Annotated in this window: 15 protein-coding genes; 6 read left to right on the top strand and 9 right to left on the bottom strand. The window is 44.2% G+C overall.

Translation table 11 applies throughout. From position 1 onward, the window contains the following. Nucleotides 1-466: 466 nt before the first annotated feature. Together BCU34_RS18280 and BCU34_RS18275 are read right to left on the bottom strand one after the other, a co-directional pair. Entirely contained in the window at nucleotides 467-1,660 is a 1,194-nt protein-coding gene (locus BCU34_RS18280) for an acetate/propionate family kinase (protein ID WP_048669127.1), read from the bottom strand. Between the two features lie 686 nt (nucleotides 1,661-2,346). Then, entirely contained in the window at nucleotides 2,347-4,419 is a 2,073-nt protein-coding gene (locus BCU34_RS18275; protein WP_102479264.1) for a DEAD/DEAH box helicase, read from the bottom strand. Between the two features lie 308 nt (nucleotides 4,420-4,727). On the opposite strand from BCU34_RS18275, the gene rnb reads away from it, so the two are divergent. Then, on the top strand, nucleotides 4,728-6,734 hold the full coding sequence (rnb, locus tag BCU34_RS18270) for an exoribonuclease II (protein ID WP_102479265.1): 2,007 nt from the start codon (nucleotides 4,728-4,730) through the stop codon (nucleotides 6,732-6,734). A gap of 179 nt (nucleotides 6,735-6,913) precedes the next feature. Continuing rightward, nucleotides 6,914-7,744: a helix-turn-helix domain-containing protein gene (locus tag BCU34_RS18265; RefSeq protein WP_057623678.1), complete on the top strand. Its 831-nt coding sequence runs from the start codon at nucleotides 6,914-6,916 to the stop codon at nucleotides 7,742-7,744. Nucleotides 7,745-7,856: 112 nt separating this feature from the next. Here the strand turns inward: BCU34_RS18265 and BCU34_RS18260 are convergent, their stop codons facing one another. Next, the gene (locus BCU34_RS18260; RefSeq protein WP_057623680.1) at nucleotides 7,857-8,219 is read right to left on the bottom strand and encodes a DUF3024 domain-containing protein; all 363 of its coding nucleotides are present in this window, start codon (nucleotides 8,217-8,219) and stop codon (nucleotides 7,857-7,859) included. Nucleotides 8,220-8,472: 253 nt separating this feature from the next. On the opposite strand from BCU34_RS18260, the gene BCU34_RS18255 reads away from it, so the two are divergent. Then, nucleotides 8,473-9,288, top strand: a complete 816-nt coding sequence (locus tag BCU34_RS18255) for a phosphate ABC transporter substrate-binding protein (protein WP_102479266.1) — start codon at nucleotides 8,473-8,475, stop codon at nucleotides 9,286-9,288. A gap of 91 nt (nucleotides 9,289-9,379) precedes the next feature. Here the strand turns inward: BCU34_RS18255 and BCU34_RS18250 are convergent, their stop codons facing one another. The 3 genes from BCU34_RS18250 to BCU34_RS18240 form a co-directional block, all read right to left on the bottom strand. After that, nucleotides 9,380-10,066, bottom strand: coding sequence for a MaoC family dehydratase (locus tag BCU34_RS18250; protein WP_102433109.1), 687 nt, complete (start codon nucleotides 10,064-10,066; stop codon nucleotides 9,380-9,382). 333 nt (nucleotides 10,067-10,399) lie between these two features. Continuing rightward, the gene (locus tag BCU34_RS18245; RefSeq protein ID WP_102479267.1) at nucleotides 10,400-13,552 is read right to left on the bottom strand and encodes an efflux RND transporter permease subunit; all 3,153 of its coding nucleotides are present in this window, start codon (nucleotides 13,550-13,552) and stop codon (nucleotides 10,400-10,402) included. Nucleotides 13,553-13,563: 11 nt separating this feature from the next. Beyond that, on the bottom strand, nucleotides 13,564-14,700 hold the full coding sequence (locus tag BCU34_RS18240) for an efflux RND transporter periplasmic adaptor subunit (protein ID WP_102479268.1): 1,137 nt from the start codon (nucleotides 14,698-14,700) through the stop codon (nucleotides 13,564-13,566). Nucleotides 14,701-14,959: 259 nt separating this feature from the next. On the opposite strand from BCU34_RS18240, the gene BCU34_RS18235 reads away from it, so the two are divergent. After that, nucleotides 14,960-15,403 (top strand): dCMP deaminase family protein, encoded by a 444-nt coding sequence (locus BCU34_RS18235; protein WP_102479269.1) that lies wholly within the window; start codon nucleotides 14,960-14,962, stop codon nucleotides 15,401-15,403. A gap of 120 nt (nucleotides 15,404-15,523) precedes the next feature. Here BCU34_RS18235 and BCU34_RS18230 read toward each other — a convergent pair whose 3' ends face one another. The 3 genes from BCU34_RS18230 to pepT form a co-directional block, all read right to left on the bottom strand. Beyond that, nucleotides 15,524-16,366 carry a mechanosensitive ion channel family protein gene (locus BCU34_RS18230; RefSeq protein WP_102479270.1) on the bottom strand — a complete coding sequence of 281 codons (843 nt, stop codon included), beginning with the start codon at nucleotides 16,364-16,366 and terminating at the stop codon, nucleotides 15,524-15,526. A 401-nt stretch (nucleotides 16,367-16,767) separates the two neighbouring features. Then, on the bottom strand, nucleotides 16,768-17,235 hold the full coding sequence (locus tag BCU34_RS18225; protein ID WP_102479271.1) for a DM13 domain-containing protein: 468 nt from the start codon (nucleotides 17,233-17,235) through the stop codon (nucleotides 16,768-16,770). A gap of 79 nt (nucleotides 17,236-17,314) precedes the next feature. Next, nucleotides 17,315-18,544: a peptidase T gene (pepT, locus tag BCU34_RS18220; RefSeq protein ID WP_102479272.1), complete on the bottom strand. Its 1,230-nt coding sequence runs from the start codon at nucleotides 18,542-18,544 to the stop codon at nucleotides 17,315-17,317. A gap of 316 nt (nucleotides 18,545-18,860) precedes the next feature. Here pepT and BCU34_RS18215 point away from each other — a divergent pair, with 316 nt between their 5' ends. Together BCU34_RS18215 and BCU34_RS18210 are read left to right on the top strand one after the other, a co-directional pair. Next, nucleotides 18,861-19,007, top strand: a complete 147-nt coding sequence (locus BCU34_RS18215) for a hypothetical protein (RefSeq protein WP_181360368.1) — start codon at nucleotides 18,861-18,863, stop codon at nucleotides 19,005-19,007. 333 nt (nucleotides 19,008-19,340) lie between these two features. Beyond that, the gene (locus BCU34_RS18210) at nucleotides 19,341-20,393 is read left to right on the top strand and encodes an aldo/keto reductase (protein WP_102479273.1); all 1,053 of its coding nucleotides are present in this window, start codon (nucleotides 19,341-19,343) and stop codon (nucleotides 20,391-20,393) included. Nucleotides 20,394-20,470: the final 77 nt, after the last annotated feature.

The following is a 20,470-nucleotide window of genomic DNA, read 5'->3' as shown; positions in this document are numbered from 1 at the left end:
CCCAAACTAACGACACTTTAATCTTAGTTTGCTCATTGTTTTCTGAACTCCATAAGTACACGTGCCTGATTAATTGGGCGCGTGTATCAATAAAACTTCTGGTGAACAAATTAACACGAATACAGACAGTATTAGCACATCTGAGGACGTGGTAGTTCTAGAGCTGCCAGCGATTTAGATCGCTCTGCGCCTAATTACTTTGACAGTTGTGGCATCAGAAAATTTTTGTTGGGTATAAACCCATAAACAAGATAGAAATAAGCAAAAGGTATAACACATTTCTAGGCAGAAGTAAGTCACGATTGGCTAGCTGTCTAGAAGAGTCTGAAAGTGATTCCCAGACAACAAAGCATCTAACGATGGCTGCTTTCGGTTTAGGTATTTAGCTATAAGCCTATGCAACATTTAAAACAAAAAAGCGAGCCACTTGGGCTCGCTTTTCATTATCTGATTTTCTTAGAATCTATTACAGAAGCTCTACCGACTGTTGAGCAATCACGAACTCTTCGTTGGTTGGGATAACCATAGCTACTGCGTCTAGCATTTCAGACTTAGCGATGATGCCTTCAGCACCAAAGCGAGCCGCTTCGTTACCCGCTACATCTTCAACAAAACCTAAAATCTTAAGGTTGCTTAGGATCTCACGACGAATTGGTAGAGAGTTCTCACCGATACCACCAGTGAAGATGATGCCATCTAAAGAGTCTAGCGTTGCAAGGTAAGAAGCAACGTATTTAGCTACACGGTAAGTAAACACCTCAAATGCAAGCTTAGCGCCTTCATGGCCCTCTTCCATTGCTTCTAAGATGCCACGAGCATCGCTCGTAAGGCCAGACACGCCAAGGAAGCCAGACTCCTTGTTTAGAGAGTTGAAGACTTGCTCTTGTGACCAACCTTTCTTAAGTAGGTACTCGATGATGCCCGGGTCTAAGTCGCCACAACGTGTGCCCATCATAAGGCCAGAAAGCGGTGTGAAGCCCATTGATGTATCAACACTGTTACCGTCTTTGATAGCACATACAGACGCACCGTTACCTAGGTGAACAGAGATGAAACTCGCTTCTTCAACTGGCTTGTTTACCATTTTCGCAGCTTCACGACTAACAAAGTAGTGGCTCGTACCGTGGAAGCCGTAACGACGAACACCAAAGTCTGTGTATAGTTCTTTTGCGATTGCACCAGTGAATGCACGTTGTGGCATTGTTTGGTGGAAAGCCGTATCAAATACAGCAAATTGAGGTAGAGAAGGGAAAGCTTCAATCGCAGCACGGATGCCGATAGCACCTGCAGGGTTATGAAGTGGAGCTAGGTCAGATAGACTTTCAATTTCGTTCGTTACTTCTTCAGTAATACGAACGGTTTGAGTGAACTTCTCACCGCCGTGAACGATACGGTGACCGATAGCAACGATATCAGCAGTGAAGCCTAGATCTTCCATCAGGCCAACTAGTTTGCCAATGGCAATTTTGTGGTGGTTACCCTCACCTTGAATGGCAATTTCAGTTTTCTCGCCTTGATATTTCCAGCTCATGCGAGCATCTTCAAGACCAAAACACTCCCCTAGGCCACTCAATACTGCTTCACCAGAAACAGAATCAATGACAGCAAATTTTAGGGATGAACTACCCGAGTTAATAACCAGAACAAACGAATTAGACATTGGATATGGATCCTGTTTCAGTACGAATTGGATGAAGTATTTACTTCAATTTTAGTTAAGCCCATTATTCAATAATTTTTGAATCTTTCAACTTTTGTTTTGAAAAAATCACTAAATGAACACAATTAAGTTGATCTTAGTCATTAAACCATTTATTTCGAGAGCGAAATTAAAAAATAGTTGAATAATAAAGTTAGCGAACAGGTGACGCAAACGAATGCTCACGTTATTTTTAACTTGATTGAGTTAATTAGAGCGACTCGAACAGATGCAGTCAATCCGCCTAGAAAACAACCACCCTTCCCTTTCGTCTGCTTATCATTACCGATAACTTTTTACTCGATTTCTCAGTGCTTACATCAAAAATATCACAGGTGTGTTGAGAATAATGAACGACAGAGCCGATCTTCTTTTGATTGCCTTCGAGCACAACCCTTCGAATAGATGCACTGTAACGTCGCTGAGATAGCCTTCACTCTTTGTTTTAGTATCTTGTAGCACGTTCTCGTTGTATAGACTTAGAACGCGATACAGCTAAGTTTAGGCGTGAAGCTTAGTTGAAGTAAGCTGACTACATATATCGAGCCAACCAAAGCTTAAGTTCAAATAGCAGGCACAAAAAAGCCGAGCATTACGCTCGGCTTTTAAATTCAGTGTCTAGACTAAGCGTCTAAGCGACGGGTTGATTAACCTTCGTTGCGCTCTGGACGACGACCACGGTTACCACCGCCATTGCCATTGCCATTGCCGTTACCATGGCCACGTTCGCCACGGAAGTTACCACGGTGATCACCACCACGGTTACGGTCGAAACGACGCTCGCCATCACGGCCGCCTTCACGGTTGCCATCGCGGTTTCCGTCACGGTTGCCACGGTATCCACCACGACCGCCTTCACGGTTGCCACCTTCGCGGTTACCATCACGGTTACCACGGTAGCCGCCACCATCACGACCGCCACGACCGCCGCCACGGTTGCCATCACGACCGCCGCCGCCACGACGAGGCTCACGGAAGTCGTTGAAATCAACAACAACAGCGCCAGCTTCTTTTTGACGAATACGTAGTTTGCTTAGCTTACCAGCAGTTTCAGAGTTCATTGCTTTTGGCAGTTGAACGTAAGTAGAACCTTGGTCTAGCTTGATAGCACCGATAGAACCTTTAGTTAGGCCAAGTTCGTTTGCTAGTGCGCCAACGATGTCTTTAACCTGAACGCCTTGCTCACGGCCAACTTGTAGTTGGTAAGTATCCCAATCTTGCGTATTGAAGTTGCGATCGCCACGACCATTTTCACGGTCCTCACGACGCTCTTTACGACGGTTCTTGTCACGCTCAATAGCAGCGATCATTGGGTCTTCGCCAACGTAGAATAGTGGGCTCTTACCTTGCTGACGCTTAAGAAGCATTGCAGCTAGAGTAGCAGCATCAACTTCTAGAGACTCTTGAAGAGTAGAGATAAGACCTGCAAAGTTTTCTAGAGCTTTGCTTTCTTTCTCTGTTTCAAGTTCAGCGCCAAGCTTAGCAACACGTGCTGCAGCAACTTGGTCACGTAGAGGAAGTTGGATTTCTTCCATAGATGACTTAGTTACGCGCTCGATAGTGCGAAGCATGCGAATTTGGTTAGTGCGAACTAGTAGGATCGCTTTACCTTTACGTCCAGCACGGCCAGTACGACCGATACGGTGGATGTAAGATTCAACATCGAATGGGATGTCGTAGTTGAATACGTGAGTGATACGTGGAACATCAAGACCACGTGCTACAACGTCAGTTGCAACTAGAATGTCGATAACACCTTGTTTGATGTGGTCAACAGTGCGCTCACGTAGAGACTGAGGAATATCACCGTGCAGTGCAGCAGCTTTGAAGCCACGTGCAGATAGCCAATCAGCTAGACGCTCAGTATCTTGACGAGTACGTACGAATACGATTGATGCGTCAGTTTCTTCAGTTTCTAGAAGACGAGACATTGCTTCGTCTTTTTCTACGCCTTTAACAACCCAGAAGTTCTGCGCTACTTTATCAACTGTGTGGTTAGTACCAGCAACGTCAACTTTAGCCGGGTTACGTAGGTAACGGTCAACAATAGTCTTAACCATTGGAGGCATAGTTGCAGAGAAAAGTACACGTTGTGCAGATTCTGGAGCTTGCTCTAGGATCCAAGTAACGTCATCAACGAAACCCATTTTTAGCATTTCATCTGCTTCATCAAGAACAAATGTGTGTGCTTCATCTAGGTGTAGACGGTCACGAGTTAGTAAGTCTTTAACACGACCTGGAGTACCAACAACAATGTGAGCACCGCGGCTTAGAGCACGCATTTGGTCAACAATTGAAGCACCACCGTAGATTTCAATAACCTTAAGACCTTTGATATCACGGCCAAGGTTTTTGATTTCCGCAGCAACTTGGATCGCTAGCTCACGAGTAGGAGCCATGATGATTGCTTGTGGTTTGTGTTGGTTTAGGTTGATTTTGTTAAGTAAAGGCAGAGAGAATGCTGCTGTTTTACCAGTACCAGTCTGTGCTTTACCTAGTGCGTCACGGCCTTCAAGAAGAAGAGGAATAGCTGCTGCTTGGATTGGAGTCGGAGAAACGAAACCCATGCTATCAAGAGCTGAAAGAATGTTATCGTTTAGGGCTAATTCATTAAATTGAATTACAGATTCGGACATTGGGATCCCACTATATATAAGTAAACAAAAGGTCCCGGGAGCTCTATCAATTCCAATACTGATCCAATCAGATACTGATTCCATTCAGAGTTACGAAGCAGTAATAAAACACTTCAAGCCATTAGGGACGTCTAAGGGAGGCGGATTATTCCCTAAATGCATAAAAAAAGCCAGAAAAAATTGAAATACATCACATATTTTTCGGTTTTCTATCAATACTGGCTATCATATCGTCAAAACTTGATGGATATCTCGTCAAGGCAATAGAGTTCGACCAAATTGGTAGACTTAAATAAGAGGGCAATTAATTTACGCTCACTTCGGCTTTAAGTAGTAATCGAGCCTCGCAATGATTATAGTGTGCTCAATTGTTCTCGTTAGATAAAAGTAAGATGTTTCAAGATAATCCTCTACTCGCTCAGCTCAAGCAGCAAATCCAAGAAACCCTCCCTAAAAAGGAAGGTACTATCAAAGCCACTGAAAAAGGTTTTGGTTTTCTCGAAGTTGATAGCAAAACAAGCTTCTTTATCCCGCCTCCGTACATGAAAAAATGTGTTCACGGTGACAAGGTGATTGCCATCATTCGCACCGAGAAAGAACGCGAAGTAGCAGAGCCTGAGGAATTGGTTGAACAAGGTCTTACTCGCTTTATTGCGCGAGTTAAGCTTTTCAAAGGCCGATTGAACGTTGTTCCTGATCACCCGCAACTGAAAAAACTGCAACTTAAAGCGAAAGCAAAGAAGGGCCTAAACCCTGAAACGCTTAAAGAAGGTGACTGGGTTGTTGCTCATATCGTTCAACACCCATTAAAAGGTGACAATGGCTTCTTGGCTCAGATCTCTGAGAAAATCACAGACGCTGACGACAAGATTGCACCTTGGTGGGTAACGCTGGCACAAAACGACCTACCAAACAGCGAGCCTGAAGGTATCGACAACTGGCTAATCAACGATGACGCCGATCTTGAACGTGTAGACATGACGCACGTCCCTTTTGTGACTATCGATGGTGAAAGCACAAAAGATATGGACGATGCGCTTTACGCGAAGAAGAAAGAGAACGGTGATTTTGAACTGACTATCGCAATTGCTGATCCAACGGCTTACATCTCTCCAGATGATGCGATGGATAAAGTAGCACGCGAGCGCGGGTTCACTATCTACCTTCCTGGTCGTAACATCCCGATGTTGCCTCGTGATCTTGCTGACAACCTATGTTCACTGATCGAGAATGAAGTTCGTCCTGCACTTTGCTGCACAGTAACGGTATCTAAAGATGGTGTTATCGGTGATGACATTAACTTCTTCGCTGCAAACATCAAATCTCATGCCCGTCTTGCTTACGACAACGTATCAGACTGGCTAGAAACAGGTGCATCAGAAAAATGGCAACCATCAGAAGAGATTGCTGCGATTGTTTCTGATCTTCACCAATTCGCTCAAGCACGTTCAGCATGGCGCTCAGCAAACGCTGTTGTATTCCCAGATCGCCCTGACTACCGCTTTGAACTTAGCGAAGATAACGATGTTGTCGCTATCCACGCTGACATGCGTCGTAGCGCAAACAAACTGGTTGAAGAATCAATGATCAGCGCGAACATCTGTGCGGGCCGAGTACTCAAAGAAAGCTTCAACCAAGGTGTGTTTAACTGCCACTCTGGTTTCAAGGCTGAGAAAGTATCTGACGTTCTTGAACTGGTAAACCCGCAAGCGGAAACACCGTTCACTGAAGAGCAAATCGTTTCTCTAGAAGGTTTTGCTACTCTGCGTCGTTGGTTGGGCTCTTTAGACAACAGCTACTACGACAACCGTATTCGTAAATTCCAAGCGTACAGCGAGATCAGCAATGAGCCAGCACCACACTACGCGATGGGTTTAGATATTTACGCAACTTGGACTTCTCCAATTCGTAAATACGGCGACATGATTAACCACCGTATGCTAAAAGCGCACATCCTAGGTAGAGCGCCAATTCAAACACCAGATGAAACCATTGGTGATGAACTTGCCCTACACCGCCGTCACCACGGTATGGCTGAGCGTAATGTTGGCGATTGGTTGTATGCTCGTACTCTAGCGAATGCTCCAGCGGAAGAAACTCGCTTCCAAGCAGAGATCTTCGATATTAACCGTGCAGGTATGCGTGTACGTTTACTTGAAAATGGTGCTGCTGCATTTATCCCTGGTTCTCTCATTCTTGATAATAAAGAAAGAATAGAGTGCAACGGAGATATGGGTACTGTATCTATCGATAAAGAAATGGTATACAAACTGGGAGACGTTTTAGAAGTAGTTCTCTCCGAAGTTAATCAGGAAAACCGCAACTTAGTAGCAAAACCTACTCAAGTATTTGCGGACTTGCCTAGCGAGCCTGAAACGACAAACGAAACTGAAGCTTAAAACCTTTAAAGGTTAGGCTTGTAAGGTTAGAGCTTTCAAGGTTAAAAGCTTCAAAGGTTCAAAGGTTCACTTCTAAAGGCGCTAATTATTAGCGCCTTTTTTGTAAATGTCTCATGCTTAAACAATACTTAAAAAAACAATCAATAAGCAATCAATTTACAACGTCAAAGAAGCGCACTATGTCATCAATTACAGTTACTCAATTCAGAAACTTCATTCCCAGGAGACGAGAACGTTATCCTGCCTCTAAAAACGGTATCTTCATGGTATCGAAGGGCAGCATTTCGTTCGTGCTACCCAATGGCACTGAAGCCTCGTTACAAGCGGGCGATTTCACACTTTACAATTCTGGTCAGATTAAAGACATCACAGTTAACACTGAAAATGGCGAATTTAGCGCAACCTGCTTAGATTTCGATTTGGCTATTTTTCAGAAGTTTATCAACCAATTCAGCGATCTAGAATCCACAAGAATTCCAGACAAGTACATAAAGTTCAATCAAACCGACACCGAGATCTGCCAGTTGAAAGAGCTCATCATGTCACTTGTTAGTTCTTCGCCTCAGAATGACTACGCACTCACTCAACTTGGCTTAGGCTTGTTGTCGCTAATGGTAGAACAGCATCCAGCTTTATTAGTCATTATTGCTCGAGCTTCTAGATTAACCGTGACACAAAAGGTCATTCATTACATCGAACAAAACATCGAAAATAATATCTCTTTAGATACACTAGCCAGTTATATGGGAATGTCACCCGCAACGCTTAAACGCCGCTTATCTGCTGAAGACTTGTCGTTCTCAAACCTTCTGAAAATAAAGCGTATTGCTCATGCGGCTACACAGCTAAGAACCTCGAGCAAGTCGATCACTCAAATAGCCTATGAATCCGGTTTTAAAAGTGCTGCTCACTTTAGTACTGCCTTCAAAACTTATCATGGTAAGACACCAAAAGACTTCCGTTCGTTAATTGCACAAGCTCAACAACAAAGCATTAAACCGGAAGTTTGAAGTAAATAGATTGATGTGATATGTGAGCTGGTAGCTGATGCAAGCTATTTGGCTTTGAGGCTAAGCTGTTTAGCTTTGGGAGCACGCCACCAGCAACGTAAACACTGAGTGACTATGACCAGAAATACGATTTAGGGTCTTTTTCTATCTCAGCCAAGATAACATCAAGATCCTTTGATTTAGGCAGGTACGGATACGGACCCCAATTTACAGAGTCGGTTTCAACATCACCTTCAAGTGGCACCATCACTAACCAACAAGATAACGACTCATCAAAAGTCACGCAGGCAATCTCGTTTGTATAATCGCTATGAGATGAGTCGAGCAGGTAATGCGCCTGAGAAAACAGCACACCACCCTCACACTCTTCATATAGGGATTTGCCTAGCTCGACAGGTAAACTGCGATTTCGAGATGTACAGAGCCTCTCAGCACCAATTAAAAGACGATTCAGTTCGATATGAATGACGGACATAACACCCCTTGTAACTTCATAGAAACTTCTAAGTAGTGAATTCCTCTACTTAGCTTAGGACTCAACAAACATTTTAGCGAACAAGCGCAAACAAAATACCCGCCCAGCTCCCAGAAACGAATCCTGCTTTCGTAAACCCAGAAAACTCTCACTCATCAAGCTAACAGCTATAAATCAAGCGTATAGAATTTCACAAAAGTGTCATATAACCGACCTATGATATGCGGCAAATGTTATTAACTAGGAGTTGTTTATGTTACGAGTCGCGCTTGCCTCTCTTTTATCCTTAGCCCTGTCTTCTCATGCTGCTTTTGCACAAGAAACCACTATTTCGGGCTCCACTTCAGTATCACGAGTGATGGATGTATTAGCTGAGGAGTACAACAAGACTCACCCTGATAACTACATTGCCGTTCAGGGCATTGGTTCTACCGCGGGTATTACCATGGTTAATAAAGGTGTCTCTGATATCGGTATGAGCTCACGTTATTTGACCGACCGCGAACAGAACGACAAGCTGAAAGTGTTCCCGATTGCTTTTGATGGCCTAGCTGTTGTAACTAACCGCTCAAACGCTGTAAGCAACGTTACACGCGAACAGCTATTCGACATCTACAAAGGTAAAATCACTAACTGGAAAACTGTGGGCGGCGCAGATCAGCCTATTGCAGTGGTGACTCGCGAAGCGTCTTCAGGTTCACGCTACAGCTTCGAAAGCTTGCTTGGTTTAACAAAGATCATTAACGACCGTTTAGTGTCTGACATCAACCCAAATAACTTGGTTGTAAACAGCAATAGTATGGTTAAAACGATAGTTAACCATAACCCGCACGCGATTGGTTTTATCTCTGTTGGTTCGATCGACCGTTCTATCAAGGCCATCACTTTTGAAGGTGTAGAGCCGACATCTAAGAACATCGCAAACCACAGCTATGAACTGGCTCGCCCATTCTTATTGCTGCATAAGACAGACTCTGTTTCTGACGAGAGCAAAGACTTCATCAAGTTCGTGAAATCCAAACAAGGCCAAGACCTTATTGAGGAATACGGCTACACTCGCATTAAGTAAGTGAGATAGTTTTATCTAATGTAAACAAAAAGAGAGAGCACTATGCTCTCTCTTTTTTTGAATCTTTATAAATCACTTCTTTACAAACCACTTAGAAGTGAAGTTGAATCACCGAAACGATAACAGCACCAGGACGGCGAATACCTTCGATTTCTACGCGGATTTCGCGCTCTATCTCTAGGCCTTTCTTGATTGGCGTTACTTTTGTTAGCGTACTTTTAGCACGAACGTTACTGCCCGATTTTACAGGATATGGAAAGCGTACTTGGTTAAGACCAATGTTTACAACCATCTTCGCTGTTGGGAATTGAGACTTGTCAGGATCAACGCTGTCAGTCAATCGAGGAAGCAGAGATAAAGTCAAAAAACCATGTGCGATGGTTGTTTTGAACGGAGAGTCTATTTCCGCTTTTTCAGGCTCGGTGTGGATCCACTGCATATCTTCAGTCACAAGGCCGAACTGGTTGATACGGTCTTGACTTACATTGATCCAGTCGCCAGTATGGATGACTTCACCGATCTGCTGATTAAGCTCATCAAACACAAGTTGTGCTTCTGGCTTAAGTACGATCGGTTGCTCCACCGGCATCTCTGGTGCATCTTCATTGACAGCAGGTTTGTGGTGATCACGAACCCACGCAAAGAAATGGCTATTTTGCGTGCGATTAAGAAAGTCGCCCCAGTAATCTCTAAGAGCTGGAGACATCCATTGCATAAACTCTGAGTGTTGCGAAGACACGCTATCGCCTCGGTGTTTAAATAAATCAATGACTTTCATAAGAACCTCAATGCACAAAAAATTTCAATATAACTTCGTAATTTTGAAACACTTCACACTATTGTGCAAATGTTTTCGAGCATACACCCGTTAGCTGAACCTTTCTATTTTTAGAATAAACAGACACTTACCAATAAAACATCATTTTATTACAAAACCCAAATTAGAGTGTTAGCTCCATCACATAATAAATATTTGCTTATATAAAAAGCGTTTTTATTCATAAGTGGAATAAAAAAGGCTTAGCGCAATGCTAAGCCTCAGTTTTTATAAGGAATTAATTTTCCGAAGGTTGGTCTTGTAAGGGATTAACCCTACAGGACGATCAGTTCCCTACTCATCATCAAGCGGGACCAACTTGGTATTACCGCCGTGTGCTTTCTCACGTTTACGCTGAACGAATGCGTAGAAGCCAGGGATTAAGAACGTACCCGCCAGTAACACACATAACAGGCCGCCAATCAGTGAAATACCCAGAGAGTTCTGACTCACATGACCTGCGCCCGCAGCGAAGATAAGCGGGAAAATACCCAAGATGAACGACCAAGACGTCATGTTCACAGCACGGAAACGTAGCGTACCGCCCTTCACTGCCGCATCTTCGATTGGTGCGTCTTTCTCTTCACGCTCAACTTTCGCGAATTCTACAATCAAGATTGCGTTCTTCGCGGCCAAGGCTATCAAGAGAACTAAACCAATCTGTGCATATAGGTTCAGCGGTGTGCCTGTTAGGTTCAACGCCAAGAAGGAACCTAAGGTTGCGACCGGTACTACTAAGATAATCGCAATCGGTATGGTCCAACTCTCGTATTGAGCCACCATGAACAAGTAGATGAAGATCAGTGCCAATGCGAACGCGAAGATCGCTTGGTTACCTGCGAGTACTTCTTGGTAAGCCATGCCGGTCCATTCGTACTGGTAGCCCTGAGGCAGCACGTCAGCCGCGACACGTTCCATTGCCGCAATCGCATCACCACTTGAGTAACCCGGCGCAGGTTGGCCTTGGATCACTGCACTGCGGTACATGTTGTAACGCCATGCTACATCTGGTTCGAAGATCTGATCGTAAGTAACTAATGTACTTAGCGGGATCATCTCACCATTAGACGAACGCACGTGGAATCGTTGTAGATCATCCATGCTGCTACGGTGTTCACTGTCTGCTTGCATGGTTACGCGGAAGTTCTTACCAAACATGGTGAAATCATTCACGTACAACGAACCAAGGTTGCCTTGTAGTGTTTGGAAGATTTCCGACAGCGGAATACCTAGTTGCTGCGCTTTCTCACGGTCAATATCGACATAGTAGTGAGGCACGTTTGCACGGAAGGTACTGAATGTATGTGAAATCTCAGGCTGTTTGGTCGCCTCAGCAATCACGTCATTCATAACCATCGCTAGGTCAGTACGGCTACGGCCTAATGTATCTTCGAGAACAAACTCAAAACCAGACGCTGCACCCATACCCGGAACTGCTGGAGGTCCCATTGCAAATACAATCGCTTGAGGCAGTTCTGTCGCTGCTCGACCATTAATACGCTGAGAAATAGCTTGCGCCGAATGCTGACCGTCCAGTGCGTTACGCATATCCCAATCGTGGAGTTTGATGAACATCGACGCACCATTCGATGCAGAAGCGCCCGTCATGAATGCGTAGCCGTTGACCAGCGTCACGCCATCAACACCCGGCTCTTGCTCAACCATCTCTAATAATTGCTTAGTCACATCCTCGGTACGAGACAGTGATGCCGCATCAGGAAGCTGCACATTGACCAGCAAGATGCCCTTATCTTCTTGAGGTACAAACGCCGTAGACGTGGTTTTCGCGAAGTAAGTTACCGCTGCTAGTGCCACAACAAAGAAGGTAAATAGTAGAACACCCTTTTTCACAAGGAAGCCTGCAATTTGACCGTATTTGTTGGTTACTGATTCAAGACCACGGTTAAACGCTTGGTACCAACGTGCTGTGTTACCACCGCCCTGTTTAAGAACCAGTGAACACAATGCTGGTGACAACGTTAGTGCGTTAATCGAAGAGATAACAACGGCGATACAAATAGTCAGGGCGAACTGACGATACATGATGCCGGTAATACCTGGCAGCATCGCTACTGGGATGAATACCGCTAACAGAACCAAGGTTGAGGTAACAATCGGACCCGTCACTTCTTTCATCGCGATGAGCGTTGCTTTACGTGGCGAAATAGTTGGGTCTTTGGCCATCGTAGTATCGACGTTCTCGATAACCAAGATCGCATCATCTACTACAATACCAATCGCCAATATCAAACCAAACAAGGTTACCGTGTTGATGGTAAAACCGGTCATCTGCATGACTGCAAACGTACCAATCAAAGATACTGGAATTGCAACCACCGGAATCAAGGTCGCACGGGCGCTACCTAAGAACAGATACGTTACCGCGATAACCAGTAAGATCGCTTCAATTAGCGTTTTTACTACGCCTTTGATCGACTCTGCAACGAATAGTGTGGTGTCATAACTCGCCTCGTAAGCAACGCCTTCAGGGAAGTTTTTGCTTAGATTATCCAGCATCGCCATGACTGCTTTACCACTTTCCAGCGCGTTAGCGTCTGACTGAAGTGACAGCGTTACGATCGAAGCATCTTGACCACGGTATTTACCATTACCATCGTAGAACTTTTTACCAAGCTCAACACGTGCAATGTCTTTTAGGTAAACCGTTGAACCATCTTGAGTTGCACGAAGAACAACATTTTCAAACTCATCAGCCGTTTCTAGTCGGCCTTTTGTTACCAAGTTGAACTGTACTTCTTGTGCGTTGTTATAAGGTGCAGCACCAATACGACCAGCAGCGACTTGAACGTTCTGTTCCGCCAACGCACGATTCACGTCAGAGGTAGTGATATTGAGGTTAGCCATTTTCTCAGGGTCTAACCAAACACGCATCGCGTATTCACCACCACCTAATACATTAACTTCACTAATACCCTTCACACGAGCCAGTTGGTCTTTAATGTTTAAGTTAACGTAGTTGATTAGGAACTGATCATCGAACTCACCGTTTGGTGAATAGAAGTTCAATACCATCAAGAGGTCAGGAGAGCGCTTCTTAACGGTGACACCAACCATTCTCACTTCTTGTGGAAGCTTCGATTCGATCTGGGAAACTCGGTTCTGAACGTTGACTTGAGCCATATCGGCATCGGTACCAACATCAAAGGTTACGTTAAGGTTATATGAACCATCGTTAGCACTTTTAGAAGACATGTAGATCATATCTTCTACGCCATTCACCGATGTTTCGATGGGGTCGGCTATTGCCTGTTCCACAACTTCAGCACTTGCGCCCGTGTAGAATGCCGACACACTTACCGACGGTGGGCTAATTTTTGGATATTCAGCTACTGGTAAGATAGCAAGAGAAATCGCACCTGCCAGCGTTAATATAATGGATATTACAAGGGCAAACTTAGGCCTTTGAATAAAGAAACGACTCAACATAAATAGCCCCCTTACTCAGCTTGTTCAGCAGAAGGTTGAATACGAACAGACATACCATTACGCACACGCTGTAAGCCTTGAGTGATTACTGCGTCGTTCTTCTCTAATCCAGAATGAACAATCACACCACCTTCAACCTGGCGCCCCATCTCGATGTTTCTGCGCTCAGCGACTGGTGCAGTTTCACCTTCAACCAGCACCATCACAAAGTCACCTTCCAGATCGGTTTGAACCGCGCGGCGTGGGATAGTCACAACGTCAATAGATTGCTTTTCACGTAGATCTACACGAACGTGTTGACCTGGAAGTAATCGCTGATTCGGATTATCAGCGATTGCGCGCATCGCGATAGTACCCGTATTGAGATTGATACGATTGCCCAAGAAATCAAGCTGACCTAGGTGTTCAAACGCTTCACCATTTTCAAGCATGATCTGAACTTCAACACCTGCAGAGTCGCTGCTGCCGTCACCTTCAATACGGTCCATACCCAGCTCAATACGCTCACGCTCACTAATGCTGAACGATGCATGGATTGGATCTAAACTAACCAAAGTCGTCAGTACACCTGAAGACGGTGAAACCAGGTCACCTTTACTGACTTTGGTGTCACTGATGCGTCCAGAGAAAGGCGCAATAATTTTAGTATGAGACAACTGAACATTCGCAGCATTTAACTGAGCTTGACTTGCTTCAAGTTGTGCTTGAGAGCCTAATAAGTTTGCGGTCAATGCATCAAATTCCGACTGAGAAATACTGCCCTTAGGGAGAAGATTCTTACCACGATTAAAATCAAGTTCGGCTTTCTTAAGGTTCGCGTTTGCTTGAGCAACTGATGCTTTTGCACTTGCAACTTCAGCTTCAAATGAAGATGGCTCAATGGAGTAAAGCAATTGGCCCTTTTCGACCATTTGGCCCTCATTGAAATGACGGTTTTGTAGATAGCCAGAAACCTGCGCTGTGATAGCCGTATCTTCAACGGCTTCAATACGACCAATGTACGACTTACTTTGTTGGTGAGAAACGACGCTAACATCCTGTACAGCTACGAGAGGTAAAGGCGCTTGCTTGGCATTTTGAGCATCTTGCCCACATCCAGCAAGAATAAGAGAGCTTGCAAGAGCCGTAAGGATTAACTTTTTACGCATGGTTATACCGTCACTTATGAGAAATTGAACAGCATAAAAGTTACGTAACACAATTGCTTCAAATGTCCGAGGAATATCAATTATAACTCGCAAAAGTGTATCAATATGTTAATTGAAACTAAGTGCTTATAAAGTAATTACAAACACGCTACAATTCCTAAGTAAATCAATCTCTCAGCTTTTGTTCTCTATGGATATTGTCTAACATAATGTATTGTCAGACAGATAAGCATTCACATTTAATTGTTAAGGAATTCTCATGATTTCAAAATGGGCTAAACGTTTCTATCAAATGGCGGAATTGGTCGGTTCTTGGAGTAAAGATCCTTCAACTCAAGTCGGCGCCGTAATCACTAAGCACAACCGTATTGTTTCCGTTGGTTTTAATGGCTACCCACATGGCGTGTCTGATAGTGCGGATACTGATGACAGAGAGATGAAGTACCTCAAGACGCTTCACGCTGAAGAAAATGCAATTTTATTCGCTAAACGTGATTTGGACAGCTGCGAAATCTGGGTAACCCACTTCCCTTGTCCAAACTGTGCTGCAAAAATCATCCAAACAGGTATTTCAGCGGTACATTGCCCAGAGCAAAGCGAAGATTTCCTTTCTCGCTGGGGCGACAAGATTAAAGTTAGCCAAGATATGTTTGAGCAAGCTGGTGTACAAGTTGATTGGTTACCACTCGCTGACTTGGGCTAACATCTAAGCTGAATTTCGGATACAAAAAAGCCGAGAGTCGATAGTATCGCTCTCGGCTTTCTTTTGTTTGAACTGATAGTTTGGACGCTATAATTTAGTCGCTATGGAGTGATGAGCAAACTAAGCGCTCGTTGGGAATGCTTCCGCGTACGCTTCCATAAAATCTTTACGAATGTCTTGCTCTAAATGAATCGCTTTTTCGGTCGGACAGAAGATCATAAAGTGCACTTCTTGCTCCCCCGTCGAACTGCTTGTGATATGGATGTGAGGCTCAGAACCCGGAAGGTCAACGCCAGCATGCTTTTCGATCACACCGTTGTAACGGCGGGCAACATCGATAAACTCTTCACAATGCTCTTCAATTTTCACAATAAGACCCGGTACCATAGGGTATAGGTTTACAAAGTCTTTCACCGTCACAAAAAAATTGTGATAGACATAGCGCTTCATGAAGTTGAGGTTCTTTACCGGATAAGTGAAGAACATGCTATTAGGCAGCGTGGCGGTCTTGCCCGTGAAGTGATATTGCCCATGATATAAATCGATTTCTTGAATCACAGTAGCCATCAAATTGTGCTCAATCACCTCACCGCTGATTTTACCCACTTCGATCCAGTCGCCAATTCTAAATGAGCGAGAACTCGCACGCTGAATAGAACCTGTGAAACACAAAATGATCTCTTTAGATGCGACGACTATAGCAACAGCAATGGCCGTGACTGACAGCGCAAACTCACTGATTTCGGATTTCCACAACACAAATAACGTCACAACGATAATCGCGAATGTGCCGTTTTTGGTTCGTGACATCCAGTTACGTTGGTCTTCGCTAAGGAAAGCAACATCACCTCTTATTTGAGATAAGGTGATTCGGCGAATGATTAAAATAACAGTGATAATCAACGCACTAAAAATAAACTTATGAGCGAGTAGGAAATCGATTACTTGCCACAACTTTTCCATTACTTATTCCTTAGCATTACAACGGTTAGCTTTACAACGATTAGCTTTACAAGAAAGCCGCCAATATCAGTGCTATGAAAAAGCGCTCAACTCCTGAGCGCTCGGGTTCATTCTGGTATTAACTATAGGGCGTGTTGACCTTTCGCGGTTAAATTTTGTTCGAGATAAAAGCGTTTTAATCGCGGCGAGTGAGAAGCAGCCTAGTCATTCTAAGCAAATCTCACTCAACAAAGAGTAAAACGCTTTTAGCCGAACCCTTCGGGCAGCGTTTGCTGGTCATTTTTACTACGTTATCGGCTTCTCATGTAGGCTAGCTACACATCGACGCCTCTGCCTTGTATAAATACCCAGCAACTCGCTGCAAAAATCAGCTCGAAAGTTCAACACGCCCTAGAAGGCTATCATTTTATCTTCGCAGAAGTAATAAATTGGCCAAAAGTTTCACACCAAATCACAACAGTATTAAATCGATTAAGATCAGTATCTTCGGGAAGCTCAACCATAAAACGGTCGAATGTTTTCACATCTCCGACTCTCAGTAACTCGTTCTTGCTGTCATGGAAAGCTTGCTCGGTTTCAATAAACTTAGGCGAGAGGTAAACCTTATAATCAGGCCCCGGCGCCAACTCACCTTCAAAAGCTATCGCACTTTCAGACACCGAGACGATACCCTCGCCCCAATGTAAGAAATCACTGTCTTGGCGGTCTTTGGTGAACTCTCCGGTATAGATAGCCTGCTGACTGATTGCTTCAACAGAACTTGAGGAAGGAGAATCGGGCTCAATCAAAATAGGTAGTGCATAGACACCAAGCCCAAAACCAAAAGCACCCACGACTAAGTGGGTGCAAAGTAAAACTAACTTTTTCATCGCGTACTCCCTTATGCTTAAAGAGAGTATTATTGAATACTCTCAAAAATACAAAGAGATATAACGCTCTGATGCTCTATTATTGGTAATGTGTTGCCGTACGTTGAGACAATTCGACAATCACTTTTACCGCTTGCTCCATGCCTTGAATCGTTATGAACTCATGAATACCGTGGAAGTTGTAACCGCCAGTAAAGATATTCGGACATGGTAGCCCCATGAAAGATAAACGAGCTCCGTCAGTACCGCCGCGGATAGGCTTTATCATTGGCTCAACATCGCACTCAATCATCGCTTGCTTCGCCAATTCGATAATATGTTGATGCGGTTCAACCATCTCTTTCATGTTGAAGTAACTATCGGTTAGTACCAACTCAACATGGCCTTTCTCAAGACGCTCATTCAGCTCGTCCACTTTCTGTTGCATAAATGCCTTACGAGCTTCCACACCTACACGTTCAAAATCACGGATGATGTAACCTAACTCAGATCGAGCCACGCCCATTTCAGCCGATTTCAGATGATAAAAACCTTCATAACCTTCGGTGCACTCTGGTGTCTCTTGCGCTGGCATCATCAGTTGGAATTGCGCCGCAATATTCATCGAATTCACCATTTTACCTTTTGCGGTACCTGGGTGAACGTTCACTCCATGACAGATAACATCAGCGCTCGTGGCATTGAAGTTCTCAAATTCCAACTCCCCTACTGGGCCACCATCAATGGTATACGCCCACTCGGCACCAAACTTCTCAACGTCAAACAAGTTCGCACCACGACCAATCTCTTCATCTGGCGTGAAACCAATGCAAATGTCACCGTGTTTAATGTCTGGGTTCGCTTTCAGGTAAGCAATCGCGCTGATTATTTCAGCGATGCCCGCTTTGTTGTCGGCACCAAGCAGAGTCGTGCCGTCAGTCGTAATAAGGTCATGACCATGTAAAGAATCAAGGTCTGGATATTGGCTAGGATTTAAACACTCGCCACTTTCACCTAATTCAATCGTTCCACCTCGATAATCTTTAATCACTTGTGGTTTCACGTTCGCACCTGAAGCGTCAGGAGCGGTATCCATGTGGGCAACAAAACCAATGGCTGGCACAGGGTAATCGACATTCGACGGCAGCTTCGCCATCAAATACCCATTTTCGTCCAAAGAAATATCAGCTAGTTCTAATGCGATCAATTCTGACTTTAAGGCTTCAGCAAAGGTGATTTGACCCGGTGAACTTGGGCACTGCTGATTAGAAGGATCGGATTTAGTATCAAAAGTAACGTAATTCAGAAAACGTTCTACAAGCTTTTCCATAATTCATCTCACCATGGATTAAGTAATTGATTTACTGACTTAATGGTTAGGGCGCTGAGTCAGTCTCGAGGCTTTTCATCTTACGCCCCTGACCATGTATGTAATTGCTCTAAATCATTATTGTGCGAAATTAGATGAGCTTCCTATACTTGAATTCAGAGGGTTTCGTCAGTTCAACATTGCATATGGATGATAAGCGAACGCTTTGTACGCATTCTACGCCCTCCGCGCTCAGCCTAAAAAAAGTACAAAGTGGATGATGATCACAATTTATCCTTAAGGCAGTATCTGTCATACGTTACACGGAGACACTGTTATGACGATTAATAAATATTTCATTTTCTCTCCTCAAGCCTCTGAGGAAAAACTTCAACCAGTATTAACTGAGAAAGAAATTCAAAGGCAGGAAGCTCTAAGACAGGCGCAAACCCAGGGTGGGTTAGATACAAACGCGACCTCGTAACTCAATTAATACCTAGCGCTATTCAGAACCCCCTATAAAAAAGCTCTACGCTCTATCCTGTAGAGCTTTTTTATTCGCGATGTATTTTTCTCCTTCCTACTTTAACCATTAAATTCACTCACCATTTTGCATCATAACTTTTCAAAAGCGCATTTCGATACATGACGCAGGAAGCTTAGTGCGCGGAGAAATGACTCACTAAACTCCCTGATGCCATACCTTATCGTGTCATTTTGTGCTAATAATTCATATTCGTTTTCATTCCTCACTCGCCCTCTTTTCAAAACTATAATGCGAGTATCCGAGAACCAAACCACAGGAACCCCGAATTCAATGGAATATTCAAAACTAGGAAGTAGTCAAATTCCCGTTTCCCGTATCTGCCTTGGCAGCATGACTTGGGGGCTGCAAAATACACAACAGCAAGCCGACCAACAGATCGAATACGCATTAAGCCAAGGTATTAACTTTATCGATACTGCAGAAATGTACGCAGTTCCACCGTCTCCAGATACCTACGGCAAAACAGAAGCGATTATCGGTAACTGGTTATCGCGTAACCCACAGCGCCGCCAAGAGTTGATCATTGCGAGCAAAATTGCCGGGCCTGGACTTCCTTGGATTCGAGATGGAGGCCCTATAACCGGTGAAGCCGTGATCGCAGCAATTGATGCATCATTAAAACGCCTACAAACAGACTATATTGACCTTTACCAGCTTCATTGGCCAAATCGCACAACGCCTCATTTTGGTAAGCATTTCCCAAATCACATTCGATTCAGTGATATTGACCGAAAGCAGCATGAAGCTGAAATGTTAGAGATCCTACAAGCTCTGGCAAGCTGCATTAAAGCGGGTAAAATTCGCCATATCGGGCTTTCAGACGACTCCACTTGGGGCATCAACACATACCTCAAGCTGAGCAAGAAACACGATTTACCACGTATGGTTTCGATTCAGAATGAATTCAACTTACTGCACGCAAAAGATTGGCCATATTTGATTGAGAACTGTGTGCATGAAGATGTCGCTTACCTGCCATGGTCACCTTTGGCTGCAGGCATGTTGAGTGGAAAGTACATCGATGGCGCAAGGCCAGAAGGCAGCCGTTGGACTTACATGCAACGTAAAGGCATTTTCCGCGACACTGAATCTGCCAATGAAGCGGTTAAAGGCTATGTTGAAGTGGCGAATGCTCACGGGTTCACTCCGAGCCAACTGGCATTAGCTTGGTGTAATCAAGTTGATGGGGTGACTTCCACCATCATTGGTGCAACCACTATGGAGCAGCTAAAAGAGAACGTAGCCGCTTTCAGTAAACCGTTATCAAAAGAGATCTTAACCGATATCAATACCGTCTTTAAGCGCTATCCTGCTCCGTATTAAGCTGTCAGTTCAGCGATACTTAGGTAAGTAAATCTCCATAAGAGCGCACTATTTAGTGCGCTTTTCTTTTTTAAGTG

This window comes from Vibrio sp. 10N.286.45.E10, from assembly GCF_002874195.2.
Lineage (GTDB): Bacteria > Pseudomonadota > Gammaproteobacteria > Enterobacterales > Vibrionaceae > Vibrio > Vibrio crassostreae.
This window is presented reverse-complemented; position numbering and strand designations above follow the sequence as displayed.

Coding starts and splice junctions, on each gene's coding strand:
- BCU34_RS18280 (WP_048669127.1), bottom strand. CDS start 1,660: ATGTCTAATTCGTTTGTTCTGGTTATTAACTCGGGTAGTTCATCCCTA.
- BCU34_RS18275 (WP_102479264.1), bottom strand. CDS start 4,419: ATGGAATCAGTATCTGATTGGATCAGTATTGGAATTGATAGAGCTCCC.
- rnb (WP_102479265.1), top strand. CDS start 4,728: ATGTTTCAAGATAATCCTCTACTCGCTCAGCTCAAGCAGCAAATCCAA.
- BCU34_RS18265 (WP_057623678.1), top strand. CDS start 6,914: ATGTCATCAATTACAGTTACTCAATTCAGAAACTTCATTCCCAGGAGA.
- BCU34_RS18260 (WP_057623680.1), bottom strand. CDS start 8,219: ATGTCCGTCATTCATATCGAACTGAATCGTCTTTTAATTGGTGCTGAG.
- BCU34_RS18255 (WP_102479266.1), top strand. CDS start 8,473: ATGTTACGAGTCGCGCTTGCCTCTCTTTTATCCTTAGCCCTGTCTTCT.
- BCU34_RS18250 (WP_102433109.1), bottom strand. CDS start 10,066: ATGAAAGTCATTGATTTATTTAAACACCGAGGCGATAGCGTGTCTTCG.
- BCU34_RS18245 (WP_102479267.1), bottom strand. CDS start 13,552: ATGTTGAGTCGTTTCTTTATTCAAAGGCCTAAGTTTGCCCTTGTAATA.
- BCU34_RS18240 (WP_102479268.1), bottom strand. CDS start 14,700: ATGCGTAAAAAGTTAATCCTTACGGCTCTTGCAAGCTCTCTTATTCTT.
- BCU34_RS18235 (WP_102479269.1), top strand. CDS start 14,960: ATGATTTCAAAATGGGCTAAACGTTTCTATCAAATGGCGGAATTGGTC.
- BCU34_RS18230 (WP_102479270.1), bottom strand. CDS start 16,366: ATGGAAAAGTTGTGGCAAGTAATCGATTTCCTACTCGCTCATAAGTTT.
- BCU34_RS18225 (WP_102479271.1), bottom strand. CDS start 17,235: ATGAAAAAGTTAGTTTTACTTTGCACCCACTTAGTCGTGGGTGCTTTT.
- pepT (WP_102479272.1), bottom strand. CDS start 18,544: ATGGAAAAGCTTGTAGAACGTTTTCTGAATTACGTTACTTTTGATACT.
- BCU34_RS18215 (WP_181360368.1), top strand. CDS start 18,861: ATGACGATTAATAAATATTTCATTTTCTCTCCTCAAGCCTCTGAGGAA.
- BCU34_RS18210 (WP_102479273.1), top strand. CDS start 19,341: ATGGAATATTCAAAACTAGGAAGTAGTCAAATTCCCGTTTCCCGTATC.